Consider the following 15,853-nt stretch of genomic DNA (forward strand, 5'->3'; position numbering starts at 1 on the left):
GTTTTCCTTACCGTTTACAATTATTAAGATGAAGTATAGTTTAGTTTTTTTGTTTCTGGGTTTGTTCTCCGGTAACGTATTTGCCCAAAAATCTCCTGACCAAAAAATAATGGAACGCATGGATACTGGTGTTTCCTCTATGCAGCCATACTTTTATCATGTAAGCCCCTTGCTCATTATTCAGGATGGAAAGGATGCTTACAGGTTAGATAAATCTGTTATGCTGGATGAGATAGACCCCAACTGGATTGATAGCATGGATGTGCTGAAAGGCGAGGAGGCAATGGAAAAGTTTGGCCTTGAAGGAAAAGACGGCGTAATAGTGATTACTTTTAAGGAAGATGTGGAAGACGCTACTTTATACCTTCATAATTTAAAGAAGAAAAGCAGGAAATAAGTATAGCTAACGCTGTTCTCCAAGTTATAAAAAAAGCCGTTCCTGCAAAGGAGCGGCTTTTTTGTAACTAAAAAGTATACTTTATACTAAGCTTTGGCAGCTGCATTGATGTTATCCAGCGCATCCATTACTTCTTTTACGTGGCCACGCGACGTTTCCAGCAGTTGCTTCTCGTCGTCGTTCAGTTGCAGCTCAATTACGCGCTCCACACCGTTTTTACCAAGTATAACCGGTACACCTAAGTATACACCATCAATGCCATACTCGCCTTCCAGCTTAATGCAAACCGGGAACACGCGGCGCTGGTCACGCACGATTGCCTCTACCATCTGGGCAGCTGCAGAACCCGGTGCATACCAGGCAGAAGTACCCATCAGTTTCACCAGTTCGCCGCCACCGTTTTTAGTGCGCTCTACAATAGCGTTCAGTTTCTCTTCAGAAATAAGTTCAGTTACCGGGATACCACCTACAGTAGTATATCTTGGAAGCGGAACCATGGTATCGCCGTGGCCACCCATCAATACCGCCTGAATATCTTTTGGAGATACGTTCAGTTCTTCTGCTAAAAACGCTCTGTAACGTGCCGTATCCAGGATACCAGCCATACCAATTACTTTGGTGCGTGGCAGTTTAGAAGTTACGTGCGCGGCATACGTCATTACATCAAGTGGGTTAGAAACCACGATAATGATCGCGTCCGGCGAATACTTAATTACGTTTTCTGTTACCGACTGTACGATGCCTGCGTTTGTTGAGATCAGGTCGTCGCGGGTCATGCCGGGCTTGCGTGGCAAACCAGATGTAATAACTACCACATCAGAGTTAGCCGTTCTGCTGTAATCGTTGGTTACACCTACTGTGCGTGTATCATACAGGTTGATTGGGGCTTTCTGCCAGATATCAAGTGCTTTGCCTTCCGCAAAACCCTCTTTAATATCCACTAAAACTACTTCGTTCGCGATTTCGCGGTAAGCCAGTACATCGGCGCATGTTGCCCCTACGTTACCTGCTCCAACTACAGTTACTTTCATTTCGGATATGCTTTATTTTGGTTTGAGATTCTGTTAACTCCGGTAAAATTAGAAAATCTATTGTTAATAGTCAGATTTTAGATGCTAGATATAAGATGTTAGACCATAAAAGTTTATTTCATAATCCATTTTTGAAAATCTAATGTCTAAAATCTAGTATCTAACGTCTTTCTATACTTATCTCCAGCACGCGCTGTGTTTTGTCTGTTACTTTAAACCGGTTATCGAGGCGTTGGTTTACAACCCATACCACCGACTGCTCCGAAACCAGGAGTAAGGTCTGGTTTTTCAGGTTGGCCGGCACTTTTCGGTCCACTAAAAAATCGCTGATCTTTTTCTTGCCGTTCATGCCAAGCGGAACAAACCAATCGCCTTCCTGCCAGCTGCGCAACTTCAACGGAAATTTAAGTTCATCGGCATCCAGCGCGGCAACATGTGGCTTGGTGCTCAGTTTATACTTGTCGGCATCGGTATAGGTTAGCGTAAAGTATAAATTTCCGGCTTGGGCTGTTGTTTCACCTTCGTTTATAAGTATACTTCCGAAGCTGCTGAGGTTGCGCGGTGTAATTACAAGTTGCTCACGGTCTTTTACCAGCGTATGCGTCGGTGACTCAAATTGCTTACCCGATATCCCCTCCAAAGCAGCTATCAATTCTAAAACCACACTGTAACTGAAATTAAAAGGCCGAAGCAGCTCGTGCAGCACAACGGGCAAACCAGTAGCGTTCCGGAGTGGCTCCAGCAATAAGTAAACAGCTTCTTCGGTTTCTTTTATACTTTGGTTGCGCAGCTGCTCAATGTAAGCGTTCACAATATTTTCGGCGTGGCTTACGCGCTCGGCGGTTTGCTGCATGGTTTCTTCCAGGCTTGGGTTGATCTCCTTTAAAACCGGAATTACTTCGTGTCTGATCTTGTTGCGCTGGTACTTGGTTGTTTCATTCGAGACATCCTCGCGCCAGATTAGCTTGTTAGACGTTACAAAATCGTAAATTTCATCTTTGGTAACCGATAGCATCGGCCGGATAATATTCCCGTTCTTAGCCGGAATGCCATGCAGGCCAGCAATGCCGGTGCCGCGGGTAAGGTGCAGCAATATCGTTTCGGTGATGTCGTTGCTATGATGGGCGGTGGCAATGTAATCGTAGCCTTCGCGCTGGCGCACTTCTTCAAACCAGTTGTAGCGCAGGGCGCGTGCCGCCATCTGTATCGAGATTTTTTCCAGTTCGGCGTAGGCGCGGGTATTAAAGTTTTCGGTAAAGAACGGCACCTCATACTTTTTGGCTAGCTTTTTGACGAAAAGCTGATCGGCTTCCGCATCTTCGGCACGCAACCCGAAATTGCAGTGCAAGAGCGCAAAATCATACTTTAGCTGGTGCAGCAACTCGCATAAAACAGTAGAATCGATGCCGCCGCTAACGGCTGCCAGTATTTTATCGCCGGGCTGGCAAAGCTGGTGCGTTTTTATATAAGTTAAAACTTTCTGAAGCATAAGGTAGCAGGAGGTAATTTTTTATAATTTTGAAGTATAATCTTGACGAAAGACACATTGATAAAAGACAAAAGAAAATTACCCTTTGTCTATGTGTCCTTTATCCATTGTCTAAAATCTACATGAAGTTCACAAAAATACTGTATTCTCTCATCTTTCTGCTGATGCCGTTGTTTGTTTTCGGGCAGGGCAGCGGTAAAGTAGAGCTGCAGGGCGCAGATTCGCTGGCAGGCGTCACCATCAACGGCGAAAAAGTTACTAAACTGATCGGCAACGTGATCTTTAAGCAAAGAGACGGTATACTTTACGCCGACTCGGTGTACCAGTACCGCGAGCGCGAAGTGCTGGAAGCATTCGGAAACGTGCGCATGACGCAGGCCGATACCATTACCATGACCAGCAACCGGGCTACGTATAACGGCAACTCCCGAACAGCCAAAATGATTGGGAACGTAGTGATGCGGGACCCGCGCATGACGCTTACCACACCCAGCCTGGATTATGACCTGAAAACACGTATCGCCAATTATACCGAAGGCGGCGTATTAGTAGACCCTGAAAACCGACTCGAAAGCCGCCGTGGCACTTACGATACAAACACCAAGCTTGTCACGTTTCAGCAGAATGTAAAAGTAACCACCAAAGATTACAACATCACCTCCGAGCAAATGAAGTATAACACCGAGTCGAAGGTGGTATACTTTCAGGGGCCAACCAATATCAAAGGCCAGCAAGGCGATCTGTATGCCGAAGAAGGTACTTATAATACACTCGAGAAAGTATCGCGTTTCGGTCGCAACGCCTACATCGTTACAAAAGAATACCGCCTCGGCGGCGACGAATTATACTACGACCAGAACACCGGCTACGGCACCGCCAGCAAAAATGTAACGCTCCGGTCTTTAAAAGATAACATTACTATTCGGGGCCAGGAGGGAAGGTATTGGCGAGAGCAAGGCATCTCGAAAGTATCCGGCAAACCCGTAATGGAAAGTATAATGGATAACGATACGCTATACATGGCCGCCGATACGTTGCTCTCCAGAGAATCCAGGGACAGCACCATGGCAAGTATGATTTTCGCTTTGAAAAACGTGAAGATCTTTAAGTCTGATCTGCAGGCCAAATGCGACTCGCTTAGCTTCAACCGCACCGACTCCGTGATGCACATGAACGTGAAACCGGTGCTTTGGAGCGATGGCAGCCAGATGATAGCTGATACCGTGCACATGCACCTGCGTAACAAAACCATCGAGCGTATGTACATGTACAGCAATGCCTTTATCGCCTCCGAAGACTCCCTTCAGAATTACAACCAGGTAAAGGGCCGCGACATGACAGCTTATTTTCAGGAGGGCAAGATACGGCGCGTAAACGTGGATGGTAACGGCGAGAGTTTATACTTTGCGCTGGAAGGCGACACCACGCTCACCGGCATGAACAAGGCAATCTGTAGTAACATGGTTTTACGCTTTGATGAAAATAAACTACAGAAAATTGCGTTCCTGGTGCAGCCCGATGCCAGTTTTATTCCGCCGCACGAGCTGCCCGAAGATGGCCGAACGCTGGAAGGCTTTACCTGGCTGGCCGAACTGAGGCCTACAAAAGCTGACGTAAAAAGACCTGTTGCCAGTACAATTACGCCGGAAACCAAAACAGTAAAAGAAGCTAAAGTAATTAAAAAAGAGCCTGTTAACAGAACGTCTGTTCCTGCAAAACCCAAGCCGGGCCAGGTTGCTCCAACCCCTGCAAAGCCTAAAACAGAAGAGCCAGCCGTTGGAAGCAGACGCGTACCCAAAAACCTGAATGGAGGAGGATTAAACGGCTTTAAGCGAGCACCAGGTTCTCATAAGTAAGAGGTGCTGTAAGGGGCTTTACAAAGTATAAAGGCAAGCCGGCAGCAGGTTAAATAATTCCTTTTGAAAAGACACAGATAATGTATAATTTTGCCCGTTCATGAAGATAAGCTTTTTCCATACCGTAGCCTTAATTGGTTTGTTGCTGTTCTCAACTGGCTGTAGCAATTTTCAGAAACTCCTGAAAAGTAACAAAGTTGATGAGAAATATACAGCAGCTATATCCTATTACGAAAAAGAGGATTATTACCGCGCCAACCAGTTACTGGAGCAGATATTGCCTTTGATAACAGGTAGTGAGCAATCAGAGAAAGCCAAGTTTATTTTTGCGGATACATACTTTAAACAAGGCGATTACCTGCTGAGCGCGTTTCATTTCAAGAGTTTTTACGAAACGTACCCACGCAGCCCGCTTGCTGAAGAAGCCATGTTTCTGTATGCAAAATCTAACTACAACAGCTCTCCGGGCTACGAGCAGGACCAGACCACCACGCTGGCTGCCATAGAGGCATTACAGGAGTACCTGTTACGTTACCCAACAAGTGCCAGAACCGAAGAAGCAAACAAACTGGTAGAAGACCTGTTTAAGAAACTGGACAGAAAAGCCTTCGATAACGCCAAGCTGTATTATAATATTCGTTATTACCGTTCGGCGGTTGTGGCTTTCCAGAATTTCCTGAAAGAAAACCCGGCCTCGCCTTACAGCGAAGAAGCAGCTTACCTGCGCGTAGATGCCCAATACATGTTTGCACAGGAAAGTGTACCAGGTAAACAACAGGAGCGTTACGACCAGGTGATAGATTTTTACCAGGCGTTTGTAGACCAGTATCCTGACAGCAAGTTTAAGCGTAATGCAGAGCAGGTCTACGAAAAGGCCCTGGCCGAGCTAACCAAAATTAAAGCAGCGAACCAACAGAATTCATAAAATAAGTATATATGGCAGTAGTTTCATCATCCATCGTAACCCGCAACATGGCCGAGTTTGCTAAGCAGACAGGCAACGTATACATGTCTGTGTCAGCAATTTCTAAGAGAGCCAACCAGATTTCGGTGAAGCTTAAAGAAGAGTTGAACTCTAAACTGGCCGAGTTTGCTACTACTGTAGACAACCTGGAAGAAGTATTTGAGAACCGTGAGCAGATCGAGATCTCTAAATACTACGAGCGTTTACCGAAGCCAACTAACCTGGCAATCGAAGAGTTTTTAGAAGGTAAAGTATACTTGCGTACGCCTGACGACGAAACGCAGGAAGCAAGTTTCTAATCCGGGCGGATGCTCCGTCAGAAGAAAATCATACTTGGCGTTTGCGGAAGTATAGCAGCTTATAAAGCCGCTTTACTGGTACGCCAACTCGTAAAAGCAGAAGCAGAAGTTCAGGTTATCCTGACAACTTCTGCTTCTGCTTTTATAACCCCGCTCACACTGGCCACACTTTCTAAAAAGCCGGTACTTACAGAGTTTGTACGCGATGAAAAAAGCGGCGTCTGGAGCAACCACGTAGATCTGGGCCTTTGGGCTGATGCTATTGTGGTAGCGCCTGCCAGTGCCAATACCGTAGCTAAGTTTGCCAATGGCTTTTGCGATAACCTGTTAAGCGCTACCTATTTGTCGGCGCGTTGCCCGGTATTTGTAGCCCCCGCCATGGACCTGGATATGTACCAGCATCCGGCAGTTAAAACAAACTTTGCAAAGCTGCAGGCATATGGCAACCACATCATAGAAGCTGGCTACGGCGAACTGGCAAGCGGCTTGACCGGGCAAGGTAGAATGGCAGAGCCGGAAGAAATTGTAGCAGTGCTTCAGAATCATTTTGCAGGAAAAGTAACCCATGTTTAGCGGTAAAACGATATTGCTGACGGCCGGCCCAACCTACGAGGCTATCGATCCGGTACGTTTCATAGGCAACCACTCCACGGGTAAAATGGGTTTTGCGCTTGCAGAATGTTTTGCATCGCAAGGTGCTCAGGTACAGTTAATTGCCGGGCCTACTAATCAGCAAACCAAACACGAAAACATCACGGTTACCGCCGTTACGTCAGCCGACGAAATGTATGCTGCCGCAAAGCAATTAGCGCCTGCCGCCGATGTGCTTGTTTTTGCTGCCGCCGTCGCCGATTATAAACTTAAATCAGTTTCAGCTAAAAAAATAAAGAAATCAGGAAACGAGCTGACAATAGAACTTGTTAAGAACGTTGATATAGCAGCAGAGCTTGGGAAAGTGAAGAAGCCCGGCCAGTTTTCGGTTGGCTTTGCCCTGGAAACCGATAACGAAACCGAAAACGCTCAAACCAAACTGCGCAAGAAAAACTTTGATATGATCGTGCTGAACTCCCTGAACGATTCGGGAGCAGGTTTTAAGCATGATACAAACAAAATAACGATCTTAGAGGAAAACGCCACCACCGCCTTCGACCTGAAACAGAAAAGCGAAGTGGCGCAGGATATTGTCAACCTAATCTGGAAGCGACTCCATGCATAAATTCATACTTGCCCTGTTCCTGTTTGTAGGCGTGGCTACTGGTGCAAAAGCCCAGGAGCTGCAATGCGATGTAGTGGTTAACAGCGAACAGGTACAGTATACAGACCGGCAGCTTTTCGCGGATATGCAGACCCGCATTTTTGAGTTGATGAACAACCGCCGCTGGACCGACCAGGCATATCGTTCGGAAGAGCGCATCAAATGCAGGCTACTGATCAACCTGACTGAAATGCCGGAAATCGGGTTGTTTAAAGCCAATGTGCAGGTAGTATCTGTAAGGCCAGCCTATGGCACAGGGTACGAATCTATACTTTTCTCTTTTATTGATAAAGACTGGACGTTCCAGTTTAACGATGCGCAGCCGCTCGAATTTGCTGAGAACGCCTATACGTCTAACTTGGCTTCGATGCTGGGCTTTTACGCGTACATGATCATCGGGGTGGATAACGATAGCTTCGGGAAACTTGGCGGCTCGCCGGCTTTTGATAAGGCACGTGGCATTCTGAACCTGGCTTCATCGCAGGGCGCAGGTTATCCGGGCTGGAAAGCGTTTGAAGGAAATCGGAACCGTTACTGGCTCTTGGATAATTTACAGGACCCGCAACTGCAACCGTATCGCGAAAGTATATATGCCATGCACCGACAGGGCTTAGATATAATGGCCGAAAAACCGGAAGAAGCTCGAAAAGCCGTATTAACTGCGTTGCAGACCATCCAACGGTTGCAGCAGCAAAAACCCGGCACAGCCATACTTCGTTCTTTTTTTGATGCGAAGGCAGATGAGTTAGTAAATATTTTTAAATCGGCTGCTCCCGCCGATAAGCAACAAGCCTATACGCTTCTTACTCAGGCTGATCCGACTAATAACAGCAAATACGAATTTTTGCTAAAACGCTAATATTTTTAGTTTTCACAGAAAGCACTTATCTTCACGGAGGCAAATCCGCCTTTGCAAGTATAACCTATGGGCAAGCGCCAGATCCGCATTTATAGAAATGACATTGTAGCACAAGCAATGAAATTAGTAGCGCAGGAAACTGTACAATTGGTGCAACGCAACCGCGTGGTACTGATCGGTAAACTGCTGTCTGTTTCGGAAAGTGGCGTAGAGCTGTCGGATAACAACAACGGCAAACACGTTTTCCCGCTGCAGCACATCGAAGAAATTATTTACGACCGCGAAGCCGCCTGGTAAGTATAAACTTCTTGGCAAAGTGTACTTGTTTAACACTTATTATCAACCCCATTTATACTTCTAGTTGTCGCAATCTTAAAATCTATATCAATGAATTTCAGGTCAAGTTCCAAATACTTTAGGGTTAGAGTAGCAATTTGGAGTAGTGTATTTACGACTTTATTTTCATTGTTTATTGCTGTAAAACTTTTTAATGAAAGTATAGCTGTTACAAGTGAATTACTAAGTATAAATCCTTTAATAGAAATGTTGATAGAAGATAAGTTGATTTATCCCTTATTACTAAGTTTGATTTTTGGGTTTATAGCATTTTCAGCAATCTTGACTTATAAAGAAAAGCACTTCAAGTTTGATAAAAAGAGGTGGTGTCAAAAAGGATTGAAACCAAAACTAGAGGTAATAAGCGATTGGGTAATTAAATAGAATTTGATAGTGCCATTATCTGTAAACAAACCCCATTTATACTTCCAAAGTATAGCTTAATCAAAAACAAAAGTAAATTTTAATATAGGCGCTGATTCTCTATCTTACGTCTATAGTCTTGCGTCTGAAAAAATGCTGATAGAATTAAAAATTAAGAATTACGCCCTGATCGAGAAACTGGAGATGCAACCATCGCCGGTACTGAATATCATTACCGGGGAAACGGGTGCAGGTAAATCTATTATGTTAGGAGCGATCGGGCTGCTGATGGGTAACCGGGCAGATTCCAAATTGCTGTTCCGCCAGGAAGAAAAGTGCGTGATAGAAGGCGTATTCGATATTTCGTTATACAACCTGCAGGAGTTTTTCTCTTCCGAAGACCTGGATTTCGATAACCAATGTATACTTCGCCGCGAAATCAGCCCGAGCGGTAAATCGCGTGCTTTTGTAAACGATACACCCGTAACGCTGGATGTGCTGCGCAAGATTGGCGATAACCTGATGGATATTCATTCGCAGCATGATACTTTGCAATTAGGCGATACGAGTTATCAACTGAATATCCTGGATGTGTATGCCGGTAATACGTCGCTGGATATTTATGCCGGAAACTTATCTTACCTCAAAAATTACCACGAATCTTATCGCGCTTATAAAAAGCTGGAAAGCGATTATAAAAAGCTGACCGACCAACTGGCGCAGGCGCAGAAAGAACTCGATTATCATACTTTTCTGCTGAATGAACTGGACGAAGCCAACCTGAAAGAACACGAGCAGGAAGAACTGGAAGCCGACCTGAAGCAACTCGAAAACGCGGAAGACATTAAAATGAAGCTGACGCAGGCCGTTCAGTACTTAACGGAGTCTGAGTTTAATATTACATCTGCTTTAAAAGACACGGCCCAACTTATTTCGCAGCTTTCGTCGTTCTCGCCAAAGTATGAGGAACTGCGCACGCGCACTGAAAGCTGCATGATAGAGCTGCAGGATATTGCCGGCGAGCTGGAAGATGCCGAGCGCAAAACCGAAGCTGACCCGGCCAGAACCGAAGAGGTACAGGAGCGTCTGAATTTAATTTATACTTTGCAGCGCAAGCACCAGGTACCTGATATTGCGGGCATCCTGGAAATACAACGCGACCTTGAGAAAAAAGTAGGCAGCGTACTTAACCTGGATGCCGCCATTGCCAGCACCCAGAAAAAACTGGAAGCCGCCGAAAAAGATGTGCTGAAGAATGCAGCCAAACTTTCTGAAAGGCGCAAAGCCTCGTTCGGTACGTTTGAAAAAGAACTTTATACTTTACTGGCCGAATTGGGTATGCCGAATGCCCGCATCGTTATTCAGCACAACGCTACGCCGCCAACCACCACCGGCACCGACGAGATCAGTATACTTTTTAGCGCCAACAAAGGAGCACAACCGCAGTCGCTTATCAAAGCTGCTTCGGGTGGTGAATTCTCAAGGTTAATGCTAAGTATAAAATATATGCTGGCCGATAAAACTGCGTTGCCTACCATCGTTTTTGATGAGATTGATACCGGTATTTCCGGGGAAGTGGCTGTGAAGGTTGGCAAAATGATGAAGCAGATGGCGCAGAAGCACCAGATCATTTCTATTTCGCATTTGCCACAGATTGCCGCACAGGGCGATGCACATTATTTTGTGTATAAAGAAGATAGGGAAGACCGCACCATCAGCCGCGTGAAACAACTAACTGAGCAGGAACGCATCAACGAAATTGCTCACATGATTGCAGGCGCCAACCCAAGCGCCAATGCATATCAAAGTGCAAAAGAGTTGCTTTCGCTATAAGAACATAATTAAACTTTGCCCTTTGGCTGCAAAGGAATGCTTTCTGAACCTGCTTTCGTCTATTTTTCGGCACATAGCTTTGGCTATGCTTCTCAAAATGAGTCTCAGCAGAACCAAAATTCATTCCTTTTCGCTTTCAAAAACAAAATTTAAATATGCTCTAACTACTTATGCTTATATTGCCGACTTAAAACGTGTTTCTAACAAATCATAATAAAAGACATGTCCTATAATCTGCTGAAAGGAAAAAAAGGAATCATCTTCGGGGCACTTGACGAAAAATCGATTGCCTGGAAAGTAGCATTGCGTGCCAAAGAAGAAGGTGCTGAGTTCGTATTAACGAACGCCCCACTTGCTATGCGCATGGGTGAAATAAAAAAACTGGCTGAGCACTGCAACGCAGAAATTATTCCGGCAGATGCAACGTCAGTAGAAGATATCGAAAACCTGTTTACAAAGGCACAGGAAATACTGGGCAGTAAAATCGACTTCGTGCTGCACTCTATTGGTATGAGCCCGAACATCCGTAAAGGCAAAACATACGGCGACCTGAACTATGAGTGGTTCCTGAAAACGCTGGATATTTCAGCTTTATCTTTCCATAAAATTATGCAGGTAGCCGAAAAGCAGGATGCTATGAACGAGTGGGGCTCTATTGTAGCGCTTTCGTATGGTGCTGCGCAACGCGTTTTCCCTGATTATACTGATATGTCGCAGGCCAAGGCTGTGCTGGAATCGATTGCCCGTAACTATGGCCACCGTTTTGGTAAGCTAAAGAAAGTACGCGTAAACACGATTTCGCAGTCGCCAACCAAAACTACAGCCGGTACGGGTGTGGGTGGTTTTGATGCGTTCTATGATTATGCAGATAAGATGTCGCCGCTCGGAAATGCTTCTGCAGAAGCCTGCGCAGACTATTGCATTACCATGTTCTCTGACCTGACCAAAATGGTAACCATGCAGAACCTGATGCACGATGGTGGTTTCTCTCACATGGGCATTTCTGAAGAAATTGTTGAGTTATTAGAGAAAAAATAATAATTACGAATCCAAAGTCTTAGCTTCATCTGAAGTATAAAAAAAGCCTCTGCTATAATAGCAGAGGCTTTTTTTATACTTGTAATAACAGCAATATTATTCTTCTTCGCGGTTTACCGTGCTTATATCGAAAGCCGGAATGCAAACCGACCAGTATTCTGTTTCTTCATCATAAGGGTTGGCATAACGGATGCGGGCACCTGCTTTTATAAGTAAGGTTTCGCCGGCGTTTAAGATCACTTCCTCCCCGTCTATCTCAATTAATTTTCTGCCCCGCGTTACAATCGTTATCTCATCGAACTCGGGTGTTTGGTGTGGCTCGCTCCAGTGCGGTGGTGCTACCATATGCGCAACGCTAAAACCGCCGGTTTGGGTAGAGGCATGTCCGAAATGTTCTTCAATCAGCTTGCCATCTGTGGTGGGTACCCGGAACGGTTTGGTCTGCTTTATATATTTTTTATCAGCCATAAAGTATAAAGTCAGGTTTAATTAAAGCGATTTTTCAGCGCAGGCACCTTTGGTATAAGAGGTTACGCCAGCCCGGTCGGCCTCGCAGCTGTTGCCGTAGGTTTTATTATCGCAGCCGCAAACGGGGTCGTATTGCATGGTACACATGGCCTGCGGGTCTATTTTGGCAGGGTCGATGCAAGCAGTTTGCGTGGTTGGTGTTTTGCAGGAAATAGCGCTGCCAAGTATAAGAAGTGCTACAACTGTAAGTCCTTTAAACATAGGATAGTATTAAGATTTGTTAAGTTGAAATTACGTACGCATAAAAAGACGGTAAGGCAAAAGTGAGCTTAATTTTAACTTCACAAAATGATTACCGTATGTATCTTGAAGCGCAAATTTAGAGATAATTGTATCGCATCAATTTTTTTATTTTGATCCGCGTACAATTCCTGATCTGGCTTCCGAAATAAAACGATGAACTTAATTAAACAGAGATGAATAACGACAAAAGCAAAATCTTACTGGCTACTTTAGGCGGTATAGGAGCAGGTGTACTGGCGGGTATGTTACTGGCACCGGATAATGGCCGCGCTACCCGCGACAGCGTAAAACGCACCCTGACCAAGACGGGCGAAGACCTGGAAAAAACGATAAAAACCTGGTTCGATAAACTGGAAAACAAAGATGTAACCGGTGCCGGCAGCAGCTTAACTATGCGTGGCTCCTGGGACGATGTGAAAGGCCAGTTAAAGCAAAATTACGCCGACCTGACTGACGATGACCTTACTTATGTAGAAGGTAAAGAAGACGAACTTCTGGGCCGTATCCAGCAAAAATTAGGCAAAACAAAAGACGAAATCGTTCGCCTGATCTCCAGCTTCTAGGGGCTGTAAGTAAAGTATAACCCTGTAATTTACCGTTCAGGATCGCTGTATTATACTTTGTGTGGTTAAATAATCGAATTCTTTAGTATAGATATAACTTAATGCTAAGGATGACGTTATTAAATCACGAATGATCAAATCAAAAAAATAATTTAACATTCAGAAACTATGAAAGACAATAGCGGAAAAGTATTATTAGCTATGTTGGCCGGTGCAAGTGCAGGCGTTATCGCAGGTTTATTAATGGCTCCGGACTCCGGAGAAGCAACCAGAACAAGCGTAAAAAAATGGGCTGGGAAACTGAGCAAAGATCTTGAGAAAAATCTTCAGACAAGCTTAGAAGATATCAAAAAAATGAGCACAGATGCTTACAGCAAAGTAGCGAACGCTGCAGGTGCCGGCACTGAAGGTGGCAACACAACTGCTACTGATTCGGCTGCAAACAAAAACCAGTCTGGTGGTACTACAGGTGGCGGAAACGCTGGTGGCAGCACATTTACATCAGGCGGCAACGCTTAAGCAGAAACGCTTTAAACATACGCTAAGGCTGTATTTATACTTGGGCTACCCATAAGGTTTACCCGCTGAGGAGTATAATGATAGCTTATGCCGGAGCGCCTGTCCACTTGCTGGGCAGGCGCTCCTTTTTTATAGCACAAATAAATTAACCTAGAGGTTTTACGTTCGTTAAAAAACAGATAAGACAGAATATCATACGCTAATTAATGACCAACTATGAGAACGCGAACAGAATATACATCGCTGGGAGAGGGGAAAGCTAACTTCACAAACTCTTCTATCGGGCATATAAGAAACCTGGAAAGTATACAACAGCACTACCAATCAGAAAACTGCGAAACCTGCGAAGGCATGAGCGATACAACCAAACTAACATTAGGATTGGTGGCCAGCGCTGGTGTAGGGTTATTGGCAGGTTTGTTATTAGCACCCCAAAAAGGCATGGACACGCCGGAAATTAGCTGATACAGCCAGCAGATTCGGGAACCAGGTTAGCAAAGGCTTTAACACTACCAGAGTGAAAGCCGGTGACTGGACCAGAACATCCGCTGCAGCCAGTAAAGCAATACAAGCAGAAGAAGCTAAAATGAGAGGCTAAAGTATACGTAGTACTTTATAAACAGAAAGCGCCTGCTAAGTATAGCAGGCGCTTTCTGTTTATGCAGGGTATAGATTTATACTTATTCGGCTTGCTTTTCCGGCTTCATTTGCGGGAAGAACAACACATCCTGGATAGAATGCGAGTTGGTCATAATCATACTTAAACGATCGATGCCGATGCCCAAACCAGCGGTTGGTGGCATACCATACTCCAGGGCACGCAGGAAGTCTTCGTCCAGTACCATAGCTTCGGTGTCGCCGCGCTTGCCTAGTTCCAGTTGCTCCTCAAAGCGGGCACGCTGGTCAACCGGGTCGTTCAGCTCGGAGAAAGCGTTACAGATTTCCTTGCCGTTGCAGATCGCTTCGAAACGCTCTACCAGGCCAGGCTTGCTGCGGTGCTTTTTGGCCAGCGGGCTCATCTCCACAGGGTAATCTGTAATGAAGGTCGGCTGTATCAGGTATGGCTCGCAGGTTTCGCCAAAGATCTCATCAATAATTTTCCCTTTGCCCAGTTTCGGATCCACTTTAAAGCCTAAGCTCTCAGCAGTTTTGCGCAGTTCCGGCTCATCCATCTCCGAAATATCAATCTTCGTGAAATGCTCGATGGCTTCGAACATGGTAAAGCGCTTCCAAGGCCGCTGGAAATCGATGATGTTTTCGCCTACCTGTACTTTGGTTGTTCCGTGCAGGTCCATGGCAACTTTCTCCACCATTTCTTCTACCAGGTCCATCATCCAGTTATAATCTTTGTAGGCTACGTAAAGCTCTATCTGCGTAAATTCCGGGTTATGGAAACGGCTCATGCCTTCGTTCCGGAAATCTTTAGAGAACTCGTATACGCCATCAAAACCACCTACTATCAAACGCTTTAAGTATAACTCGTTGGCTATGCGCAGGTACAGCGTCATATCGAGTGTATTGTGGTGCGTTTTGAAAGGGCGGGCAGCAGCGCCACCATAAAGCGGCTGTAAAATCGGGGTTTCTACTTCCAGGTAATCTTTCGCGTTCAGGAAATTACGCATGGTGTTTACCAGTTGTGTACGCTTCTTAAACGTATCGCGGATGTGCGGATTCACAACCAGGTCCACATAGCGCTGGCGGTAACGCAGTTCAGGATCAGTGAAGGCATCGTACACGTGCTCCACGCCGTTCTCATCTACTTCGCGCTTTACAATTGGCAGTGGCTTCAGGGATTTGGTAAGCAGCTTCAGTTCGGTTACGTGCACCGAGATCTCGCCTACCTGCGTTACGAAAGCATAGCCTTTTATACCGATAAAGTCGCCGATGTCCAGCATTTTCTTGAACACGGTATTGTACATGTCCTTGTTTTCGCTGGGTGCGATATCGTCTCTGGAAACATAGATCTGAATGCGACCGCTGCTGTCCATTAATTCGGCAAAAGAGGCTTTGCCCATAATACGACGGCTCATTAAGCGGCCTGCCAGGCTTACTTCCTGGTAGTTATTCTTGTCCTTATCGAAATTTTCCTTTATTTCTTTGGCAGTAGCAGTAACTTCAAATGTTTCAGAAGGATAGGGGTTGATGCCCATTTTCTCCAACTCTTCGCGCTCGTGGCGTCTGCGTAGTTCCTGTTCGCTCAGTTGCATTCGTTCCGTAAAATAGTGATGGTCTATATAAACCGTAAATTTGCTAAATAATCGGCAGGTTTGAAAAGGTTAA

19 protein-coding genes are annotated in these 15,853 nt (G+C 45.3%); 14 read left to right on the top strand and 5 right to left on the bottom strand.

What is annotated here, in order from left to right:
* Nucleotides 1-28: 28 nt before the first annotated feature.
* Nucleotides 29-397 (top strand): hypothetical protein, encoded by a 369-nt coding sequence (locus DP923_RS10630; RefSeq protein WP_112305834.1) that lies wholly within the window; start codon nt 29-31, stop codon nt 395-397.
* 86 nt (nt 398-483) lie between these two features.
* Here the strand turns inward: DP923_RS10630 and mdh are convergent, their stop codons facing one another.
* Nucleotides 484-1,428 carry a malate dehydrogenase gene (gene mdh, locus DP923_RS10635; RefSeq protein ID WP_112305835.1) on the bottom strand — a complete coding sequence of 315 codons (945 nt, stop codon included), beginning with the start codon at nt 1,426-1,428 and terminating at the stop codon, nt 484-486.
* A 160-nt stretch (nt 1,429-1,588) separates the two neighbouring features.
* Nucleotides 1,589-2,917 (bottom strand): tRNA lysidine(34) synthetase TilS, encoded by a 1,329-nt coding sequence (gene tilS, locus DP923_RS10640; RefSeq protein ID WP_112305836.1) that lies wholly within the window; start codon nt 2,915-2,917, stop codon nt 1,589-1,591.
* A 122-nt stretch (nt 2,918-3,039) separates the two neighbouring features.
* Between tilS and DP923_RS10645 the strand changes: the two genes are divergently transcribed.
* From DP923_RS10645 to DP923_RS10690, 10 genes are all read left to right on the top strand, one after another.
* On the top strand, nt 3,040-4,773 hold the full coding sequence (locus DP923_RS10645) for an OstA-like protein (RefSeq protein WP_112305837.1): 1,734 nt from the start codon (nt 3,040-3,042) through the stop codon (nt 4,771-4,773).
* A gap of 100 nt (nt 4,774-4,873) precedes the next feature.
* Complete coding sequence (locus tag DP923_RS10650; RefSeq protein WP_112305838.1) at nt 4,874-5,698, top strand: outer membrane protein assembly factor BamD; 825 nt, start codon at nt 4,874-4,876, stop codon at nt 5,696-5,698.
* Between the two features lie 11 nt (nt 5,699-5,709).
* The gene (locus DP923_RS10655) at nt 5,710-6,036 is read left to right on the top strand and encodes a DNA-directed RNA polymerase subunit omega (protein ID WP_112305839.1); all 327 of its coding nucleotides are present in this window, start codon (nt 5,710-5,712) and stop codon (nt 6,034-6,036) included.
* 9 nt (nt 6,037-6,045) lie between these two features.
* Nucleotides 6,046-6,609, top strand: a complete 564-nt coding sequence (locus DP923_RS16905) for a flavoprotein (RefSeq protein ID WP_112305840.1) — start codon at nt 6,046-6,048, stop codon at nt 6,607-6,609.
* A complete protein-coding gene (gene coaBC / locus DP923_RS16910) occupies nt 6,602-7,252 on the top strand; it encodes a bifunctional phosphopantothenoylcysteine decarboxylase/phosphopantothenate--cysteine ligase CoaBC (RefSeq protein WP_112305841.1) in 651 nt (216 codons plus the stop codon). Before DP923_RS16905 ends, coaBC begins: the two co-directional genes overlap by 8 nt.
* A complete protein-coding gene (porD, locus tag DP923_RS10670) occupies nt 7,245-8,150 on the top strand; it encodes a type IX secretion system protein PorD (protein ID WP_112305842.1) in 906 nt (301 codons plus the stop codon). Before coaBC ends, porD begins: the two co-directional genes overlap by 8 nt.
* A gap of 66 nt (nt 8,151-8,216) precedes the next feature.
* A complete protein-coding gene (locus DP923_RS10675) occupies nt 8,217-8,447 on the top strand; it encodes a hypothetical protein (RefSeq protein WP_112305843.1) in 231 nt (76 codons plus the stop codon).
* Nucleotides 8,448-8,537: 90 nt separating this feature from the next.
* Nucleotides 8,538-8,870, top strand: a complete 333-nt coding sequence (locus tag DP923_RS10680) for a hypothetical protein (protein WP_112305844.1) — start codon at nt 8,538-8,540, stop codon at nt 8,868-8,870.
* 132 nt (nt 8,871-9,002) lie between these two features.
* Complete coding sequence (recN, locus tag DP923_RS10685) at nt 9,003-10,682, top strand: DNA repair protein RecN (RefSeq protein WP_112305845.1); 1,680 nt, start codon at nt 9,003-9,005, stop codon at nt 10,680-10,682.
* A gap of 222 nt (nt 10,683-10,904) precedes the next feature.
* On the top strand, nt 10,905-11,720 hold the full coding sequence (locus DP923_RS10690) for an enoyl-ACP reductase FabI (protein ID WP_112305846.1): 816 nt from the start codon (nt 10,905-10,907) through the stop codon (nt 11,718-11,720).
* 96 nt (nt 11,721-11,816) lie between these two features.
* Here DP923_RS10690 and DP923_RS10695 read toward each other — a convergent pair whose 3' ends face one another.
* Nucleotides 11,817-12,188: a cupin domain-containing protein gene (locus tag DP923_RS10695; RefSeq protein WP_112305847.1), complete on the bottom strand. Its 372-nt coding sequence runs from the start codon at nt 12,186-12,188 to the stop codon at nt 11,817-11,819.
* Nucleotides 12,189-12,209: 21 nt separating this feature from the next.
* Nucleotides 12,210-12,449 carry a Kazal-type serine protease inhibitor family protein gene (locus DP923_RS10700; RefSeq protein WP_112305848.1) on the bottom strand — a complete coding sequence of 80 codons (240 nt, stop codon included), beginning with the start codon at nt 12,447-12,449 and terminating at the stop codon, nt 12,210-12,212.
* Nucleotides 12,450-12,664: 215 nt separating this feature from the next.
* Here DP923_RS10700 and DP923_RS16925 point away from each other — a divergent pair, with 215 nt between their 5' ends.
* From DP923_RS16925 to DP923_RS10715, 3 genes are all read left to right on the top strand, one after another.
* Nucleotides 12,665-13,054 (top strand): CsbD family protein, encoded by a 390-nt coding sequence (locus DP923_RS16925; protein WP_112305849.1) that lies wholly within the window; start codon nt 12,665-12,667, stop codon nt 13,052-13,054.
* A gap of 168 nt (nt 13,055-13,222) precedes the next feature.
* Nucleotides 13,223-13,573, top strand: a complete 351-nt coding sequence (locus DP923_RS10710) for a YtxH domain-containing protein (protein ID WP_112305850.1) — start codon at nt 13,223-13,225, stop codon at nt 13,571-13,573.
* A 216-nt stretch (nt 13,574-13,789) separates the two neighbouring features.
* Complete coding sequence (locus tag DP923_RS10715; RefSeq protein WP_112305851.1) at nt 13,790-14,038, top strand: hypothetical protein; 249 nt, start codon at nt 13,790-13,792, stop codon at nt 14,036-14,038.
* Nucleotides 14,039-14,253: 215 nt separating this feature from the next.
* Here DP923_RS10715 and lysS read toward each other — a convergent pair whose 3' ends face one another.
* Nucleotides 14,254-15,780 (bottom strand): lysine--tRNA ligase, encoded by a 1,527-nt coding sequence (lysS, locus tag DP923_RS10720; protein WP_112305852.1) that lies wholly within the window; start codon nt 15,778-15,780, stop codon nt 14,254-14,256.
* Nucleotides 15,781-15,853: the final 73 nt, after the last annotated feature.

Origin of the sequence: Pontibacter arcticus (assembly GCF_003284895.1) — a bacterium.
GTDB lineage: Bacteria > Bacteroidota > Bacteroidia > Cytophagales > Hymenobacteraceae > Pontibacter > Pontibacter arcticus.

Excerpts from the sequence above, each read along its gene's own strand:
- DP923_RS10630 (WP_112305834.1), top strand. The coding sequence starts at position 29 with ATGAAGTATAGTTTAGTTTTTTTGTTTCTGGGTTTGTTCTCCGGTAAC.
- mdh (WP_112305835.1), bottom strand. The coding sequence starts at position 1,428 with ATGAAAGTAACTGTAGTTGGAGCAGGTAACGTAGGGGCAACATGCGCC.
- tilS (WP_112305836.1), bottom strand. The coding sequence starts at position 2,917 with ATGCTTCAGAAAGTTTTAACTTATATAAAAACGCACCAGCTTTGCCAG.
- DP923_RS10645 (WP_112305837.1), top strand. The coding sequence starts at position 3,040 with ATGAAGTTCACAAAAATACTGTATTCTCTCATCTTTCTGCTGATGCCG.
- DP923_RS10650 (WP_112305838.1), top strand. The coding sequence starts at position 4,874 with ATGAAGATAAGCTTTTTCCATACCGTAGCCTTAATTGGTTTGTTGCTG.
- DP923_RS10655 (WP_112305839.1), top strand. The coding sequence starts at position 5,710 with ATGGCAGTAGTTTCATCATCCATCGTAACCCGCAACATGGCCGAGTTT.
- DP923_RS16905 (WP_112305840.1), top strand. The coding sequence starts at position 6,046 with ATGCTCCGTCAGAAGAAAATCATACTTGGCGTTTGCGGAAGTATAGCA.
- coaBC (WP_112305841.1), top strand. The coding sequence starts at position 6,602 with ATGTTTAGCGGTAAAACGATATTGCTGACGGCCGGCCCAACCTACGAG.
- porD (WP_112305842.1), top strand. The coding sequence starts at position 7,245 with ATGCATAAATTCATACTTGCCCTGTTCCTGTTTGTAGGCGTGGCTACT.
- DP923_RS10675 (WP_112305843.1), top strand. The coding sequence starts at position 8,217 with ATGGGCAAGCGCCAGATCCGCATTTATAGAAATGACATTGTAGCACAA.
- DP923_RS10680 (WP_112305844.1), top strand. The coding sequence starts at position 8,538 with ATGAATTTCAGGTCAAGTTCCAAATACTTTAGGGTTAGAGTAGCAATT.
- recN (WP_112305845.1), top strand. The coding sequence starts at position 9,003 with ATGCTGATAGAATTAAAAATTAAGAATTACGCCCTGATCGAGAAACTG.
- DP923_RS10690 (WP_112305846.1), top strand. The coding sequence starts at position 10,905 with ATGTCCTATAATCTGCTGAAAGGAAAAAAAGGAATCATCTTCGGGGCA.
- DP923_RS10695 (WP_112305847.1), bottom strand. The coding sequence starts at position 12,188 with ATGGCTGATAAAAAATATATAAAGCAGACCAAACCGTTCCGGGTACCC.
- DP923_RS10700 (WP_112305848.1), bottom strand. The coding sequence starts at position 12,449 with ATGTTTAAAGGACTTACAGTTGTAGCACTTCTTATACTTGGCAGCGCT.
- DP923_RS16925 (WP_112305849.1), top strand. The coding sequence starts at position 12,665 with ATGAATAACGACAAAAGCAAAATCTTACTGGCTACTTTAGGCGGTATA.
- DP923_RS10710 (WP_112305850.1), top strand. The coding sequence starts at position 13,223 with ATGAAAGACAATAGCGGAAAAGTATTATTAGCTATGTTGGCCGGTGCA.
- DP923_RS10715 (WP_112305851.1), top strand. The coding sequence starts at position 13,790 with ATGAGAACGCGAACAGAATATACATCGCTGGGAGAGGGGAAAGCTAAC.
- lysS (WP_112305852.1), bottom strand. The coding sequence starts at position 15,780 with ATGCAACTGAGCGAACAGGAACTACGCAGACGCCACGAGCGCGAAGAG.